Genomic DNA, 16047 nt, shown 5'->3' with positions numbered 1-16047 from the left:
AATATAAGGTAATAAAACCTATAAGTCAACTAGGGAATTGCGGAATTAAAAAAAAGATGGCAAAATGCCATCTTTAATGTCCAGCTCCAGGGACAAGTAAAAACGTCGTGTAGTATGTAAATCCTATGAAGAAAACAGTTAAATATGCCCCGAATACGTATATATACATACGCTCTGTTAAATTTAAATAGCTTAAAAGTACGAAGAAACCTGTTTGTCCTAAAAATAGTAGTGCGGTCGAATGCATATCCCCTACGTAAAACATAACCGAGAAAATTCCAGTCCAAAAGCCGAGAACGCGAAACATGCGCTCCATGCCATCTCCCTCCTTTTCTAAAAAAAGTAAACCTCTCCTCATTATAGTTTATTTTTCTTACTATTGTAAATATTCGTTCATATAAAAAGAAGCCAATTATAATTGGCTTCTTTTTATATGAGAAATTAAATTGTTAGTTTATAATTACAAGATTTACATCCATCTAGTAGACTATCGTTTCGAGTTAATTCCGTGTTAGGGAATAGGATTTCGAAAATCCCTTTCATCATATCCCCGTGCATATTACAAATTTCAGTTGGGTGATGAACAGCAACCTCTTTAAATGGACAATTGTGTACATCGTAGAAAATTTTCGTTCCATCTGCACTTAATTCAAAAGCAGGTGATAAGCCAGCTGTTGAGAAAGCTTCTTTTGCAATTTGAACTTTTTGCTCTACTGTTAAAGCATCTTCATTCACATGTAAACGCTGCATATGTTGTTGCATTAACTCGGCCCCGAATTGTTTTCCTGTTTCGTATAGCGCCTTTTCACCAGCAGCGCCAAGGCTAAGTAAAGAATTAAATGCGATTCTTGCTAACAATTGATAATCACGGAATGGAAATTGCAATTGAATTACATCTTCAGATAATACATATAATCTGCTTGGTCTTCCGCCTTTTCCAGTTTTCTTCGTTTCCGATTTCAGCATATGAACATCTTCTAATTTAGATAAATGTAAACGCGCTACGTTCGGATGAATGTCAAACTCATCTGCAATTTCTTGTACAGTTACGTAACTATGTTTTTGAGAAATATATTTATAAATGTAATAACGAGTTGGGTCAGATAATACGCCTGTAATTTTTAAAGCTTGTTCCATGAGGATCTCCACCTTTATCACTTTATCCAAGATAATAACATTATAATACAGATAAACTTCCATATAGGTAATTTCAGACAATAATTCGGAAATTGTTCATAATTTCACAAACATATTTCCCCTTTTTTCTCTGGTGAAAATACAAAATTATCGATTTTTCTTATCTGTTTTTTCATGCTATATACATAGTGGGGAGGGAAAAATGATGAATGGAATTGAAATTTTTGCGAATATGATTTTGAAAGAGGCGTGCAGGGTACAAGCTTCGGATTTACATATTGTGCCCCGGAAGAAGGATGTAGCGGTTCAACTGCGTATAGGAAAAGATTTAATGACGAAACACTGTATCGAAAAGGAATTTGGAGAAAAACTTGTTTCACACTTTAAATTTTTAGCATCCATGGATATAGGGGAGAGACGGAAGCCACAAAATGGTTCACTGTATTTACAAATGGATGGACAAGAAGTGTATTTACGCCTTTCCACGCTTCCAACCGTATATCAAGAAAGTCTCGTTATTCGTCTTCATTTACAAGCATCTATTCAGCCGTTATCTCATCTTTCGTTATTTCCAAGTACAGCGAAAAAAATACTCTCTTTTTTACACTATTCACATGGGTTACTCGTATTTACTGGACCGACTGGTTCTGGCAAGACAACAACAATGTATGCATTATTAGAGGCGATTAGAAAAAAGAAAACACGTCGCATCATTACACTTGAAGATCCGGTTGAAAAAAGAAATGATGATGTATTACAAATTCAAATAAATGAAAAAGCAGGTATCACATATGAGACGGGATTAAAGGCTATTTTACGTCATGACCCAGATATTATTTTAGTCGGTGAAATCCGTGATGAAGAAACCGCAAAAATAGCTGTAAGAGCAAGTTTGACTGGCCATTTAGTAATGACGACATTGCATACTAGTGACGCGAAAGGAGCGATACTACGATTTATGGATTATGGCATAACGAGGCAAGAGATTGAACAATCTTTATTGGCTGTAGCTGCACAGCGACTTGTCGAATTGAAGTGCCCGTTTTGCAGAGGAAACTGCTCTGTTTTATGTAAATCAATGCGGCAAGTAAGGCAAGCGAGCATTTATGAGTTGTTATATGGATATGAGTTAAAACAAGCGATTAAAGGAGCGAACGGAGAATGTGTTACGTACAAGCATGAAACATTAGAATCTTCGTTACGTAAAGGATACGCCTTAGGATTTTTAGAAGAAGATGTTTATGTTTAAGAAAACATGGAGTTTAAGTGATCAAGTAGTATTACTGAAACGATTAGGAGAATTATTAGAGAAAGGGTACTCTCTTTTGCAGGCACTAGAATTTTTGCGGTTTCAATTACCTTTAGAAAAGAAAGTACAATTGCAGCATATGATTGATGGATTAAAAGATGGAAAAAGTCTACACGATTCTTTTCATCAATTAAAGTTTCATCAGGAGATGTTAAGTTATTTATTTTATGCCGAGAAACATGGTGATATTTCTTTTGCATTGCAACAAGGGAGCGCACTTCTTTATAAAAAGGATAAGTATAGGAAAGATATGATCAAAATAATGCAGTATCCTATGTTTTTGGCGCTCTTTTTACTAATCATGATGTTGATTTTTAATCGCATTTTATTACCACAGGTCGACATGGTATATAGTTCGTTTGGTTCCACAGCACCGTTATTTACAGAACAAATATTAAGTGCAATTAAGCTACTACCCTATCTTATTTTTAGCACTATTTTTATCGTTATGATTGGCTGTAGTGTATATATATTTTACTTTCAAAAACTCCCGCATATGAAGCAGGTAAAAATTAAGCTTTGTATCCCCCTCGTAAAAAAATTTCTTATTTTAAAGCATTCACATTATTTCGCCACTCAATTGAGCGGTTTATTACACGGCGGACTATCAGTACTTGAGGCTCTAACAATAATGATGGAGCAACATTATCATCCGTTTTTTCAATATGAAGCGGGCCGAATTGAACGTCAATTAATTGCGGGAGAACCGTTGCAATCTATTATTGCTAAAAGCGGATATTATGAGGAAGAACTTTCTTATATTATTACGCATGGACAAGCAAACGGTAATTTGGCGATTGAATTAGGTGACTATAGCGATCTTATTATGGAAAAAATGGAGCAAAAAGTTAAACGTATGTTAGTGATCATTCAACCAATTTTATTTACGTGTATTGGAGGAATAGTCGTTCTTATGTATTTAGCGATGATTATGCCAATGTTTCAAATGATGAATTCTATTTAGGAGGCATTTACATGCAGAATGAAGAAGGGTTTACCCTTTTAGAAATGTTATTAGTTATGGTCGTCATAACTGTATTATTACTATTAATTATTCCGAATGTAGTTACACAGCGTTCATCCGTCGAAGGAAAAGGATGTAAAGCCTATGTGAAATCTATAGAAGCTCAAATACAAGCATACCATTTACAACATAATAAAATACCCTCGCTAAAAGAGCTAAGGGATGAAAAATATATTACAGCTGATGAGTGTCCGAATGGTGAATCCATTCATATTTCAAATGATGGCACAGTAACAACTGGGAAACTGTGAAGCAAAAAGGTTTTACTCTTTTAGAAATGCTACTCGTTCTATTTGCAATTTCGGTACTAAGTATGGTCACGTATTTTAACGTACATTCATTACATGAAAAACAAAAAGTGGAACAATTTTTAAGACAGTTTTCAAATGATATTTTGTATATGCAACAATTAGCGATAAACCGTCAAAAACACTATACATTACGATGGCATAAAGATAGACATACGTATTATATAGGGGATTCGAGTACGAATCTTTCTATCATTAAAAGAGAATATGATAGCGATGTACAAATTGATTTGAATACTTTTCCTAATCCGATGACATATAATCCGAGTGGAAATATTAATAGAGGTGGAACGATTTTACTTTCGTATCGAAGTTATAAATATGAGATTGTATTTCAACTTGGAAGAGGGAGATTTACGTATCGTGAAATGTCAAAAAGGGTCAGTGATGGCTGAGATGCTTGTAGCATTAAGTATAGTAATGATGGCAGTATTTTTACTACTTCCGCAAACAGTATTGATGATGCAAGAACGAAAAAACATACAAATTCGTTATAAAGCATTTGTATTATTAAAAAGGGAAGCAGCTTTATATATGTATGAGAATGGGGCGAAACAACAGAAAGAAAAAGACGTAAACGGAAATGTATATTACACATATTGGGGAGGAAATGAAGTTTGTGCTATGTGGAAAGATGTGAAAGGAAGAATGATGGAACAATGCTTTTATGCAGGAGAAAAAATAAATTAGAAGTTGGGTTTACATTAATAGAAATGATCGTATGTTTTTTTCTGTTATCACTGTTCTTTTTACTCTTACCACGTTTGAATTTTATTGGAATAGAAAACAACCAATCAAAAGGATTAAATAATTGGGAATGGGATGTGTTTATAGGACAAGTACAGTTAGAGTTTCGTGAAGTATCTTTTGTAGAAAAAATAGTCCCTGAAAATAAAGATAATCTTTTACGCTTCCGTCTTCGCACTGGAGATGAAGTGACGTATGAAAAATTGAATAATCATCTTATAAGAAAAGTGAATAAGCGCGGAAGAGAAGTTATATTACAAAATGTTGAAATGGTTTCGTATGAAGTAACACCTCATTTGCTCTTTATAAATGTGAAAGATATGAGTGGGAAAATATATGAAGGTGTAGCTGTCAGATATAGCGAAATGGAAATAAATATATGAGAAAACAAGATGGATTTACGATGCCAGGAACAATCATTTTTCTTGTATTATTAACTTCGTTCTTTGTATACGAAACGAATATGTTGCTTATAGATAAAAAATTTTATATTGAAATAGAGCAAAAGTTTGTACTGGAAGAACTACTAAATCGATCAATTACAAATATAAAAAAAGACTTACAGCAAAAAGAAAAGGAAGATACTTTTTTCTTTCAATATGAAAAGGGCGAAGCAAGTGGGAATTACGTCTTTGAAAACGATGTTATACTCGTTTCGTTGCAGTGCAAAATAAAACAAGAAGTTTTCTACAAGGTTAGTTTTCGGTATAGAAAAAAGGATGAAAAAATATTCGATTGGATAGAAGGATAGAATGTAAAATATACGGATGAAAACCATAATTTCTTATTTTAAAATAGGTTATTTTTTTATAGCAAATGGATAAATATAACGAACGAAAGTTTAAATTTTCTCAAAAAAGAGAAAGGTGGAAAGAATATGATATATTCAAGCTATCCAAACATATTTTTTTAGGGAGAATAGGGAAATGACAAATAACAATCAAATAGGTGAAAATAAGGAACAAACTATTTTTGATCATAAAGGAAATGCAATTATGACGGAAGATAGGGAAATACACATTATTTCAAAATTCGAAGAACCTCTTATTGTCGTGTTAGGAAATGTATTAAGTGATGAAGAATGCGACGAATTGATTGAATTGTCTAAAAGTAAAATGGAACGTTCTAAAGTTGGTTCATCACGTGATGTAAATGATATTCGAACGAGTAGCGGTGCATTTTTGGAAGACAATGAGCTTACTGTAAAGATTGAAAAACGAATTTCATCTATCATGAATGTTCCTGTGTCGCATGGAGAAGGATTACACATTTTAAATTATGAAGTGGATCAACAATATAAAGCGCACTATGATTATTTTGCGGAACATAGTAGATCAGCTGCTAATAATCGTATTAGTACGCTTGTCATGTACTTAAATGATGTAGAAGAAGGCGGAGAAACGTTCTTTCCGAAATTAAATCTTTCTGTGCACCCTAGAAAGGGAATGGCAGTATACTTTGAGTATTTTTATCAAGACCAATCATTAAATGAGCTTACGTTACATGGAGGGGCACCTGTAACGAAAGGTGAGAAATGGATTGCAACACAGTGGGTGAGAAGAGGAGCTTATAAGTAAAAGCGTGTATATAACGTTTTGTTCTTCATTGTATAAGGAGAACAAAACGTTTTTTTATTAAATAATTAAATCTTTCGTTATAATAAAAAATAATAACGGATGATTGAGAGGAACGAACATGAAATCTATATACATAACTGGTTATATGGGAGCTGGGAAAACAACAATTGGAAAAGCGTTAAGTAAAGAACTTCATATGGATGTTGTCGATACAGACCAAAAAATTGAAGAGAATCAGGAGAAGGCAATTCGTGATATTTTTGCCGAAGAAGGCGAAATCGCTTTTCGGGAATATGAAAGTGAAATGTTACGTTCACTACCCAGTTGTAATGTAATTATTACAACTGGTGGTGGAATCATCGAGCGAGAGGAAAACCGAAAGTGGATGAAGGAAAATGGAACTGTCGTGTATTTATATTGTGATCCACATGTAATTGCAGAAAGACTCCGTGAAGATACGACGCGTCCACTATTTCAGAAGAAAGATATAGAGGCATTTGTGGCAAAATTTGAATCGCGCCGAGCTTATTATGAAGAGGCTCATATTCATATCGATACGACGAATAAGTCTGTAAAGCAAATTATGAATGAATTAAAAGAAAAGATTAATGAATAAAAAAGTGGACATACTAATCAAGTAGAGGTGATGATAATATGTCTACTAATGATTATGTTCGCTTTGTGACACAGCAGTTTGTGTCGTACATGGATGCTCCAAAAGAAGATCGTAAACAAAAGAAAGAACAACGCCGTGCTGAAAAAGAGCCATTTATGAATAAGTGGTTTGGTGTTATGCCGCTAAGTGCTGCTTTGTTTTATCGAAACGTAAAAGATAAAAGAAAAAAATCAAGTTAACGATTTCGTAATATGTGTAGCAAAATGAAAATCCCCTAGTAGTATGATGCTACTAGGGGATTTTCATTTACTGTACAGATTCTTTTTCTTCTGTCACTGCATGTATTTTATTGTTTACCCAAACAAATCCAATTCCGATACAAATGGAAATGCCCCACCCAACAGCGGTCATAATCGCTCTCATTTCACCATAGCCATCTACACCGAAAACAGAGATGAAATAAATTTTTAAGAAGCTTTTTAATATAAATTGTAGCCCGAAAAATAGCGTTAAATATTGTAGTGCTGGATAGATACGACTATCACGATACAGTTCACGACTTTTATCACGGTCATGGCCTTGCAATGCGGCAATATCTGCTGCGAAATATAACATAAGTGGTTTTTTTATAAAAATTGTACATATGACGATAATACCGAGTACGATGTGATAATACGCATCGTTCCACAACATTCGTTCAGCTGATCCAGATAATAGGTCTACTGTTGTATTAGAAATGAGTGTAATTAAAATAAAGAACCCTGTCACGTTAAACTGTTTTTCTTTTTTAAAGGTATACAGTGTATAAATAATCCCTGGAACAGAGGAAAGTAACATCGCGTAATAAGGATCGATATAAGGTTTTGCAAATTTCCAAATGAGGAATGGGATTACGAGATAAAAGACAAGATCTAATATAGCTTTTTTATTTTGATTCATATAAATCCTCCTTAAGTCATACATATATTTTATAATATAATTTCTGAAAATTGTATAAGGTTTAATGGGAAAAGAAAAAATATATTAATTTTTGAGGGATTAGTAGATTAAAAAAATTGCCCCTAGCGTAGTAAGTTTTTTTAGTATATAATAAAGGAAACGCTTTCATTTTTTGGTTTGTTCACAAAATGGACGGAAAATCACATATTTACTATCGATATGTTGCTTTATAATGAAACTAATTAAATATACATGCATACAATATTGTGAAATAAATAACATAAATAATCTATATAAATGTAAACGTTATCAAAATAGAGAGGTGGAGACAATGAGTAAATTTTTCTTCAATCATAATCCAGCAACAGTAGAGGATGGAAGGCTTGTTAAGTATGCTGAAATTATTTATGGAGAAGGTGGCCGTTCTGTATTAGAAAATTTAATGGTGAAGGCATCTATCAGATTGCGTGATCGTTATCCGAATAAATCTGACGAGCAGATCTCGAACCTAGTAAATAAAGGCATCCATGATATGTTTCAAAAATACGTGAGTGAGTAAGTAAGAGTAGCCAATGGCTGCTCTTATTTTTTTGTATAAGGATTGTATCTCTAGCTGAAAATAAGGATGTATTTTGAAAGATATAAAAAGGAGTGATAAAGATGAGCAATGGAATTGGTCGTTCAAAAGAAAATCTTCCAACTGATGCTAATCATGTGAGCGCAAAGGATCGTGCGCATCAAAAACGTATGGCAAAGCAAAAACAACAAGAGCGTAATGGCGATAGAGGATAACTCAAAAAAAGCTCCTTCTAAAACAGAAGGGGCTTTTTAAGAAAGAAAATGATTCGCAGTAACATAAAAGAGTCCGCCGTTAATAATTTGCACTGTAATGCGGGGTTCATATTGTTCTTGCAAGGCTTGCTTTTCAATTTCATAGCTTTCGGGAAGTTCATCACTCTCTTCATAAAAACGATTTAAAAGGTCTAAATCGTGATTCCAGCGCACTCTTGCTTCTTTCGCCCACGTATGGTCATCTTCTGCAATAATATTCTTTAAAGCATCCTCTATACGTTGTAAACCGCTTTGCGGTTTAATGATAGGCGAGAGCGTAAAACAAAAGTCAGGTATTTTCGGTGTAAGTTTAATTTTAGCTAATGTTTCATGAAAGTTTGCAATCATTGTGCCAGAAATGAGATGAATCCCAATGGAGTGAAGGATGTCTTTTTTTCGATCACATTGATAGGAAACCTTTATATTTACACCGAGCCAAGGATGGAGCGGTGTATGCGTTGCCCCGCTATGCCGTACTTCCTCATATAAACGTATGTAAGAGCCTAATTCTTTTGTCGTTTGGAAAATTTGATGAAGACGTGGTGAACCGTAGTGAATAAGCTCACCATCGTTTTCTTCACTTTCTGGATTTGTAAGAAGAGTAAGGCGCATCGGATTCGGTACGCCTCCTGTTTTCTCAAGATAGTGCCAATAAAAAGGACGGTTCATTAATAATTTATCCATCTCAATTGTTAACTGCACATCTAATAGATGAGGGGAGCGCTTTAAAATTTCGCAGTTATTCGCCTCAAAAAAATTGTATAAGTAATTATGAATTTCATGTTGCTGCATAGCCTTGCACCTCAGCTTCATTTCGTTTCGCGAAGTCGATAATAGATGTTAAGTTTTCCATCTTAATTCGGATTTCTCCTTCGCTTTTTGACTGCGCAAAGATTTCTTGAATATGCGCGTCGATGTTTTTCATATTAATTCTCGTTAAAATTTCATCAAGCTCGCCGATAACACGCTCAAATAAATTGATTTTTTCATATAACAGTTTCAAAATATGTTCTTCAACAGTATGTTTTGTAGCTAAGTTATAAATATGAACATCATTCTTTTGACCAAGACGGTGAATACGTCCGATTCTTTGTTCAAGACGCATTGGATTCCATGGCAAGTCATAATTGATCATATGGCTACAAAACTGTAAGTTAATCCCTTCGCCACCAGCTTCCGTTGCAATTAATACTTGTGCGTGGTTTTGGAAAAGCTCCTTCATCCAATCTTTCTTCCCGCGTTTAAACCCGCCGCGGAATGGAACGGAAGAAATACCGTGTTGTTGTAAAAACCATTGTAAATACATTTGTGAAGCTCTATATTCAGTGAAGATAATGACTTTATCGTCAATTTCTTTTATAAGCTCAAGAGCTTTATTCGCTTTTGAGTTGAAAGGAATATGATTAATTTTGTCCATTAGCACATCAATATGTGGGTCCTTTATGTAATGCTCATTTTCTTTCTGCCTTTTTTCCACATGTTTTTTTAATGAGTAGTAAACAGCTTCACGACTACTACACGCTTCCCGTTTTAAAGTTAACGATGAGAAAGCAGATGTGAAGGCATCTTGTCCTCGCCAATTTTCAATACCATTATACAAAGCTTGCTCTTCTTCATTAAACTCAACAAAAATTGTACGTACATGTCTCTTTGGCCAATCAATTCCGGTATTATGACGTCGATTTCGGACCATCACTTTGTTAATAAGAGCTTTTAAATCTTCATCAGATTTGGCGGAACGATTTTTTGAAGCGTAATATTCTTCAAAGTTGGATTGATTGCCTAAATGTCCTGGCTTTAATAAAGAAACGAGGTTGAAAATTTCATCAATCTTATTTTGAACAGGCGTAGCGGTTAATAATAAACAAAATTTCTTTTTTAATCGTTGTGCAAATTCATAGTTTTTTGTTTTATTATTTTTAAGTTTATGTGCTTCATCGATAATAATAAGGTCATATTCTAGGTTCAAAACGATATCGCGATGCGGTGAACGTTTTGCAGTATCAATTGATGATACAATCACATCGGCTTGTTCCCACGAGTAGCTTTTCTTTTGGGCTACAGCTGGAATAAAAAACTTTGTATTTAATTCGTATGCCCATTGTGATACGAGAGAGGCAGGGACGAGTATAAGTACTTTTTTCACAAGGCCGCGGACCATATATTCTTTTAAAATAAGCCCAGCTTCAATCGTTTTCCCAAGTCCCACTTCATCTGCTAGTATCGCTTTACCATTCATTTGTTCAATGACATTTTGAGCGACTTCTAATTGATGAGGAAGTGGTGTGAAATGAGATAAATGTTTCGGTGCTTGTAATCCATCGAAAGTAGGAACAAGTAACGATTTTTCTGTTTTATAAGCTAAATGATATAAATCCCAATTTGTCCAAGGACCATCTTCATTAATTCTATTTAAAAAATTGTTTTGCCACGTTCGATCTACGGAAATATCGACATTCATTACGACTCTCCCACCTTTTATAAACTAAAGTAATTATTAAAAAAATCTTTATTATATAAGCCTTGTAATAAGGCGCTATTACACATACTGAAAGTTAAAGAATAGGCAAAGATAAAGGGTTGAATTTTGAAAGTTGTATTTAATAAGATTAAGAATGAAAAATTCTAAATTATTTTTTATGCTAGAATATTGATGAAATATAGCGAATAATGTTAGGATAATGGTGTGAAATGTGTGGAATCTTTCGTATTTTATCCAAGAAAGTGATTTTTTATTTACGCTTTCATAAAAAAATATAATGAGATTCCGTATATCCTATCTTTTCAGAGTGAAAATGTTTAGATATGGCGAGCAACTTTTATTGATTTGTCAAAGCATAAGGGGGAGAGAGCATGATTACATTACAACGTACACCGTTATTTGATGTATACGCGAAGTATGGTGGAAAAACAATCGACTTCGGTGGTTGGGAATTACCAGTTCAATTTTCAAGCATTAAAGAAGAACATGAAGCTGTACGTACGGCTGCAGGTTTGTTCGATGTATCTCATATGGGAGAAGTTGAGGTAAAAGGTGTAGATAGTTTAGCATTTTTACAACGTGTTGTTACAAATGACGTTTCTACTTTAAAAGTAGGAGGCGCACAATATACAGCTATGTGCTACGAAAATGGTGGTACAGTAGATGATTTATTAATCTACAAACGTGGTGAAGAAGACTATTTATTAGTAATCAATGCATCAAATATCGAGAAAGATTACGAATGGTTAGCTAGCCATGTAATTGGCGATGCGACAGTAGTCAATGTTTCTAGTGAAGTTGCACAGCTTGCAATTCAAGGTCCAAAAGCAGAAGGCATTTTACAAAAAGTTGTGTCAGAAGATTTGAAAGAAATTAAGTTCTTTAAATTTAAAAACGATATTCTTGTAGATGGAATTCCAGCACTTGTATCTCGTACAGGTTACACAGGTGAAGATGGATTTGAAATTTACTGTAAGAGTGAAGATGCTGCAAAACTTTGGGAGAAACTTCTTGAAGTTGGAGCAGAAGAAGGCTTAAAAGCATGTGGTTTAGGTGCTCGTGATACACTTCGATTCGAAGCAACATTACCACTTTATGGTCAAGAATTATCAAAAGATATTACACCGATTGAAGCTGGCATTGGCTTTGCGGTAAAACCAAATAAAGAAGCAGACTTCTTTGGAAAAGAAACGTTAAAAGAGCAAAAAGAAAACGGTGCGCCTCGTAAGTTAGTCGGCATCGAAGTAATCGAGCGTGGAATTCCTCGTACACATTACCCTGTATTTATTGGAGAAGAAAAAATCGGGGAAGTAACGAGTGGTACACAATCTCCAACGTTAAAGAAAAGCATTGGTTTAGCACTAATTGATGTAAAATACGCAGCAGTTGATACAGAAGTAGAAATTGAAATTCGTAATAAACGCGTCAAAGCAGTAGTTGTTCCAACACCATTTTATAAACGTTCAAAGTAACGGGGAGAGGGGTAGATTTCATGTTGCATCGTTATCTTCCAATGACAGAAGAAGACAAAAAAGAAATGTTACAAACGATCGGCGTTCAAACGATCGATGAGTTATTCTCTGATATTCCAGAGAGTGTTCGTTTTAAAGGGGATTTAAAAATTAAAGAAGCAAAATCAGAGCCAGAGCTGCTAAAAGAGTTAACTCAAATGGCTAGTAAAAATGCTAACTTAAAAGAGTACGCTTCTTTCTTAGGAGCAGGCGTATATGATCATTACGCTCCAGTAATTGTAGATCACGTTATCTCTCGCTCAGAATTTTATACAGCTTACACGCCATACCAACCAGAAATTTCACAAGGGGAATTACAAGCAATCTTTGAATTCCAAACAATGATTTGTGAATTAACAGGAATGGATGTAGCAAACTCTTCTATGTACGATGGAGGTACAGCTTTAGCTGAAGCGGCAATGCTAGCAGCTGGCCATACTCGTAAAAAGAAAATTCTTGTATCTAGTGCAGTTCATCCAGAATCAAGAGCAGTACTTGAAACGTATGCAAAAGGTCAACATCTTGAAGTTGTTGAAATTAATCATAAAGATGGTGTAACAGATTTAGACGTATTACAAAGTGAAGTAGATGATACAGTTGCTTGTGTAATCGTTCAATATCCAAACTTCTTCGGACAAGTTGAAAAATTAGCTGATATTGAAAAAATCGTTCATCAACAAAAATCATTATTTATCGTTTCTTCAAATCCATTATCATTAGGCGCATTAACACCACCAGGAAAATTTGGTGCTGATATTGTAATCGGTGATGCACAACCATTTGGTATTCCAACGCAGTTTGGTGGACCACACTGTGGTTACTTTGCAACAACGAAAGCATTTATGCGTAAAATTCCAGGACGTCTTGTTGGACAAACTGTAGATTCAGATGGTAAACGTGGGTTTGTATTAACGTTACAAGCACGTGAACAGCATATTCGCCGTGACAAAGCGACGTCTAACATTTGTTCAAATCAAGCGTTAAATGCATTAGCAGCATCAGTTGCAATGACGGCACTTGGTAAACAAGGTGTGAAAGAAATGGCACGTCAAAATATTTCTAAAGCACAATATGCAAAACGTCAATTTGAAGCGCAAGGCTTCACAGTTACATTTGCTGGACCATTCTTCAATGAGTTTGTTGTAGATTGCAAGCGTCCAGTGAAAGAAGTAAACGATGCATTATTACAAAAGAATATTATCGGCGGTTACGATCTAGGCCGTGATTATAAAGAGCATGAAAACCATATGCTTGTAGCAGTAACTGAGCTTCGTACAAAAGAGGAAATTGACACACTTGTAAACGAAATGGGGGCTATCCAATGAAGAACCAAGACCAAGCACTTATCTTTGAAGTGAGTAAAGAAGGACGCATAGGATATAGCCTACCAACATTAGATGTAGAAGAAGTGAAACTAGAAGATGTGTTTGAGAGCGATTATATTCGAGTAGAAGATGCTGAGCTACCAGAAGTATCTGAACTTGACATTATGCGCCACTATACAGCACTTTCAAACCGTAACCACGGTGTAGATTCTGGATTCTATCCACTTGGATCTTGTACGATGAAATATAATCCGAAAATTAATGAGAATGTAGCTCGTTTCGCAGGATTTGCAAATATTCATCCATTACAAGATGAAAAGACAGTACAAGGTGCAATGGAATTAATGTACGACTTACAAGAGCATTTAATTGAAATTACAGGTATGGATACTGTTACATTACAACCAGCAGCTGGTGCACACGGAGAATGGACAGGCTTAATGTTAATTCGTGCATACCATGAAGCAAATGGTGACTTTAACCGTACGAAAGTAATTGTTCCTGACTCTGCTCACGGCACGAATCCAGCATCTGCAACTGTAGCTGGTTTTGAAACAATTACAGTAAAATCAAATGAACATGGTCTTGTTGACTTAGAAGATTTAAAACGTGTTGTAAACGAAGAAACAGCAGCACTTATGTTAACAAATCCTAATACATTAGGTCTATTCGAAGAAAATATTTTAGAAATGGCAGAAATCGTCCATAACGCAGGCGGTAAATTATACTATGATGGTGCAAACTTAAATGCGGTATTAAGCCAGGCGCGCCCAGGAGATATGGGATTTGACGTTGTGCATTTAAACCTTCATAAAACATTTACAGGTCCTCACGGCGGCGGTGGCCCAGGTTCTGGTCCAGTAGGTGTGAAAGCAGATTTAATTCCGTACTTACCAAAACCAATTTTAGAGAAAACAGAAAATGGCTATCACTTTAACTATGATCGTCCAGAAGCAATTGGGCGCGTAAAACCATTCTATGGTAACTTCGGAATTAACGTTCGTGCATACACATACATTCGTTCTATGGGTCCAGATGGACTACGTGCAGTAACGGAGTATGCGGTATTAAATGCGAACTATATGATGAGAAGATTAGCACCATTCTATGATCTTCCGTTCGATAGACATTGTAAGCATGAGTTTGTATTATCAGGTCGTCGTCAAAAGAAACTTGGTGTACGTACATTAGATATCGCAAAACGCCTGCTTGATTTCGGTTACCATCCACCAACAATTTACTTCCCATTAAATGTGGAAGAATGTATTATGATTGAGCCGACAGAAACAGAATCAAAAGAAACATTAGACGGTTTTATTGATAAGATGATTCAAATTGCTAAAGAAGTAGAAGAAAATCCAGAAGTTGTACAAGAAGCGCCACATACAACGGTAATTAAACGTTTGGATGAAACATTGGCTGCTCGTAAACCAGTTTTACGTTATGAAAAGCTAGCTCCTGTACAAGTTTAATTAGCATAACAAAGGAAGAACTCGCTATATGCGAGTTCTTTTTTTGTATGGAGAATTTGTGCAGAAATAGTGAAGAAAATGTTAAAAGTTTATATTTTTTGTTTCATATTGGTGTAAAGAAGCAGTTTTATAGGTGATTTTGTTGAAAAAGTCAGTTTGATAAAAGTATTTATTTTTGTTAGAATTTTATTGAAATTAAGAAGATGTAATGAGATAGGAATGACTCATTTTTATGTATATGTGAAAAAACGAGCAAGTTGGGGGTGAAAATGTGGGATATCGGTGTTATAGAATGATATACCATTTAGAAAACGGAAAAACGATTAAAGATGTAAAAGAATTTTGTTATCGAGATCAAGGAAAAGTATTAGAAAGAGTAGCACATCGTGTAATGGATAATAGAGAAGTGACGGCAATTGATAAGCAAGGAACAATCATTTCAATAGCATGTGAGGACATTGTAAAGGTGGAACTTGATTACATAACAGAAAGTTAACCTTGAGTCATATCGAATTATTCGATACAATATACTGTTGAATGGTGACGAGAGAAGAGAGGAGTTTATTATGGGTAGTACAAGACACTTTTATATGTTTATCTTAGCGTTTGTTCTTGTTGTAGCATTAACGATTTATTTAATTGTTGATAGCACTTGGTACAATACAGTTCATCCGGCGTTCCTTCTGTTTATGTATGTAGGAATTGCGGTAGTGAGTTTTGGAATGAGAGATGAGATGTTAGATCGCTTTGAAAAGTGATACATATACGA

Annotated in this window: 22 protein-coding genes and 1 pseudogene; 17 read left to right on the top strand and 6 right to left on the bottom strand. The window is 34.8% G+C overall.

From position 1 onward, the window contains the following. Positions 1-73: 73 nt before the first annotated feature. Together MKX31_RS19215 and MKX31_RS19210 are read right to left on the bottom strand one after the other, a co-directional pair. On the bottom strand, positions 74-316 hold the full coding sequence (locus tag MKX31_RS19215; RefSeq protein ID WP_000440714.1) for a DUF2626 domain-containing protein: 243 nt from the start codon (positions 314-316) through the stop codon (positions 74-76). A gap of 125 nt (positions 317-441) precedes the next feature. After that, positions 442-1137, bottom strand: a complete 696-nt coding sequence (locus MKX31_RS19210) for a helix-turn-helix transcriptional regulator (protein WP_000434122.1) — start codon at positions 1135-1137, stop codon at positions 442-444. 205 nt (positions 1138-1342) lie between these two features. On the opposite strand from MKX31_RS19210, the gene comGA reads away from it, so the two are divergent. The 10 genes from comGA to MKX31_RS19160 all read left to right on the top strand — a co-directional run bounded on the left by comGA (position 1343) and on the right by MKX31_RS19160 (position 6957). Continuing rightward, positions 1343-2386 carry a competence type IV pilus ATPase ComGA gene (gene comGA, locus MKX31_RS19205; protein WP_064474804.1) on the top strand — a complete coding sequence of 348 codons (1044 nt, stop codon included), beginning with the start codon at positions 1343-1345 and terminating at the stop codon, positions 2384-2386. Then, positions 2379-3410 carry a competence type IV pilus assembly protein ComGB gene (gene comGB / locus MKX31_RS19200; protein WP_340981421.1) on the top strand — a complete coding sequence of 344 codons (1032 nt, stop codon included), beginning with the start codon at positions 2379-2381 and terminating at the stop codon, positions 3408-3410. The genes comGA and comGB overlap by 8 nt, the downstream gene beginning before the upstream one ends. Before the next feature lie 11 nt (positions 3411-3421). Beyond that, complete coding sequence (gene comGC, locus MKX31_RS19195; protein WP_001178693.1) at positions 3422-3721, top strand: competence type IV pilus major pilin ComGC; 300 nt, start codon at positions 3422-3424, stop codon at positions 3719-3721. Further along, entirely contained in the window at positions 3718-4173 is a 456-nt protein-coding gene (comGD, locus tag MKX31_RS19190; protein ID WP_064474806.1) for a comG operon protein ComGD, read from the top strand. Before comGC ends, comGD begins: the two co-directional genes overlap by 4 nt. Continuing rightward, on the top strand, positions 4166-4468 hold the full coding sequence (comGE, locus tag MKX31_RS19185; RefSeq protein ID WP_064474807.1) for a competence type IV pilus minor pilin ComGE: 303 nt from the start codon (positions 4166-4168) through the stop codon (positions 4466-4468). Before comGD ends, comGE begins: the two co-directional genes overlap by 8 nt. Continuing rightward, a complete protein-coding gene (gene comGF, locus MKX31_RS19180) occupies positions 4438-4908 on the top strand; it encodes a competence type IV pilus minor pilin ComGF (RefSeq protein WP_064474808.1) in 471 nt (156 codons plus the stop codon). The genes comGE and comGF overlap by 31 nt, the downstream gene beginning before the upstream one ends. After that, complete coding sequence (gene comGG, locus MKX31_RS19175; RefSeq protein WP_046956345.1) at positions 4905-5276, top strand: competence type IV pilus minor pilin ComGG; 372 nt, start codon at positions 4905-4907, stop codon at positions 5274-5276. Before comGF ends, comGG begins: the two co-directional genes overlap by 4 nt. Positions 5277-5451: 175 nt before the next feature. Next, positions 5452-6102, top strand: coding sequence for a 2OG-Fe(II) oxygenase (locus MKX31_RS19170; protein ID WP_088048115.1), 651 nt, complete (start codon positions 5452-5454; stop codon positions 6100-6102). Between the two features lie 118 nt (positions 6103-6220). Beyond that, positions 6221-6718 (top strand): shikimate kinase, encoded by a 498-nt coding sequence (locus tag MKX31_RS19165; protein WP_000836644.1) that lies wholly within the window; start codon positions 6221-6223, stop codon positions 6716-6718. A 38-nt stretch (positions 6719-6756) separates the two neighbouring features. After that, the gene (locus MKX31_RS19160; protein WP_000106080.1) at positions 6757-6957 is read left to right on the top strand and encodes a YqzE family protein; all 201 of its coding nucleotides are present in this window, start codon (positions 6757-6759) and stop codon (positions 6955-6957) included. A 67-nt stretch (positions 6958-7024) separates the two neighbouring features. On the opposite strand, the gene MKX31_RS19155 is transcribed toward MKX31_RS19160, so the two are convergent. Together MKX31_RS19155 and MKX31_RS19150 are read right to left on the bottom strand one after the other, a co-directional pair. Further along, a complete protein-coding gene (locus MKX31_RS19155) occupies positions 7025-7657 on the bottom strand; it encodes a VC0807 family protein (RefSeq protein WP_001073110.1) in 633 nt (210 codons plus the stop codon). Between the two features lie 140 nt (positions 7658-7797). Beyond that, positions 7798-7915 (bottom strand): annotated as a pseudogene (locus MKX31_RS19150) (GTP pyrophosphokinase). A gap of 73 nt (positions 7916-7988) precedes the next feature. Between MKX31_RS19150 and MKX31_RS19145 the strand changes: the two are divergent. Both MKX31_RS19145 and MKX31_RS19140 read left to right on the top strand, forming a co-directional pair. Next, complete coding sequence (locus MKX31_RS19145) at positions 7989-8216, top strand: hypothetical protein (RefSeq protein WP_000032702.1); 228 nt, start codon at positions 7989-7991, stop codon at positions 8214-8216. Between the two features lie 101 nt (positions 8217-8317). Next, positions 8318-8449 carry a hypothetical protein gene (locus MKX31_RS19140; protein WP_000064661.1) on the top strand — a complete coding sequence of 44 codons (132 nt, stop codon included), beginning with the start codon at positions 8318-8320 and terminating at the stop codon, positions 8447-8449. Between the two features lie 36 nt (positions 8450-8485). Here the strand turns inward: MKX31_RS19140 and MKX31_RS19135 are convergent, their stop codons facing one another. After that, complete coding sequence (locus MKX31_RS19135; protein ID WP_001183977.1) at positions 8486-9280, bottom strand: YqhG family protein; 795 nt, start codon at positions 9278-9280, stop codon at positions 8486-8488. Then, on the bottom strand, positions 9267-10949 hold the full coding sequence (locus MKX31_RS19130) for a DEAD/DEAH box helicase (protein WP_088048116.1): 1683 nt from the start codon (positions 10947-10949) through the stop codon (positions 9267-9269). Before MKX31_RS19130 ends, MKX31_RS19135 begins: the two co-directional genes overlap by 14 nt. Before the next feature lie 392 nt (positions 10950-11341). Between MKX31_RS19130 and gcvT the strand changes: the two genes are divergently transcribed. The 5 genes from gcvT to MKX31_RS19105 all read left to right on the top strand — a co-directional run bounded on the left by gcvT (position 11342) and on the right by MKX31_RS19105 (position 16036). Next, entirely contained in the window at positions 11342-12442 is a 1101-nt protein-coding gene (gcvT, locus tag MKX31_RS19125; protein WP_000631766.1) for a glycine cleavage system aminomethyltransferase GcvT, read from the top strand. A gap of 20 nt (positions 12443-12462) precedes the next feature. After that, positions 12463-13806 (top strand): aminomethyl-transferring glycine dehydrogenase subunit 1, encoded by a 1344-nt coding sequence (gene gcvPA / locus MKX31_RS19120; RefSeq protein WP_000903245.1) that lies wholly within the window; start codon positions 12463-12465, stop codon positions 13804-13806. Further along, positions 13803-15278: an aminomethyl-transferring glycine dehydrogenase subunit 2 gene (gene gcvPB / locus MKX31_RS19115; RefSeq protein WP_064474812.1), complete on the top strand. Its 1476-nt coding sequence runs from the start codon at positions 13803-13805 to the stop codon at positions 15276-15278. The genes gcvPA and gcvPB overlap by 4 nt, the downstream gene beginning before the upstream one ends. A gap of 292 nt (positions 15279-15570) precedes the next feature. Next, positions 15571-15774, top strand: coding sequence for a DUF3929 family protein (locus tag MKX31_RS19110; RefSeq protein ID WP_000639160.1), 204 nt, complete (start codon positions 15571-15573; stop codon positions 15772-15774). A 70-nt stretch (positions 15775-15844) separates the two neighbouring features. Next, positions 15845-16036 (top strand): hypothetical protein, encoded by a 192-nt coding sequence (locus MKX31_RS19105; protein ID WP_000535935.1) that lies wholly within the window; start codon positions 15845-15847, stop codon positions 16034-16036. Positions 16037-16047 lie beyond the last annotated feature (11 nt).

The sequence above is a fragment of the Bacillus sp. FSL M8-0063 genome (assembly GCF_038005545.1).
In the GTDB taxonomy this organism is placed as follows: domain Bacteria; phylum Bacillota; class Bacilli; order Bacillales; family Bacillaceae_G; genus Bacillus_A; species Bacillus_A wiedmannii.
The sequence above is the reverse complement of the archived record's forward strand: the minus strand, read 5'-3'. Positions and strand labels throughout refer to the sequence as shown.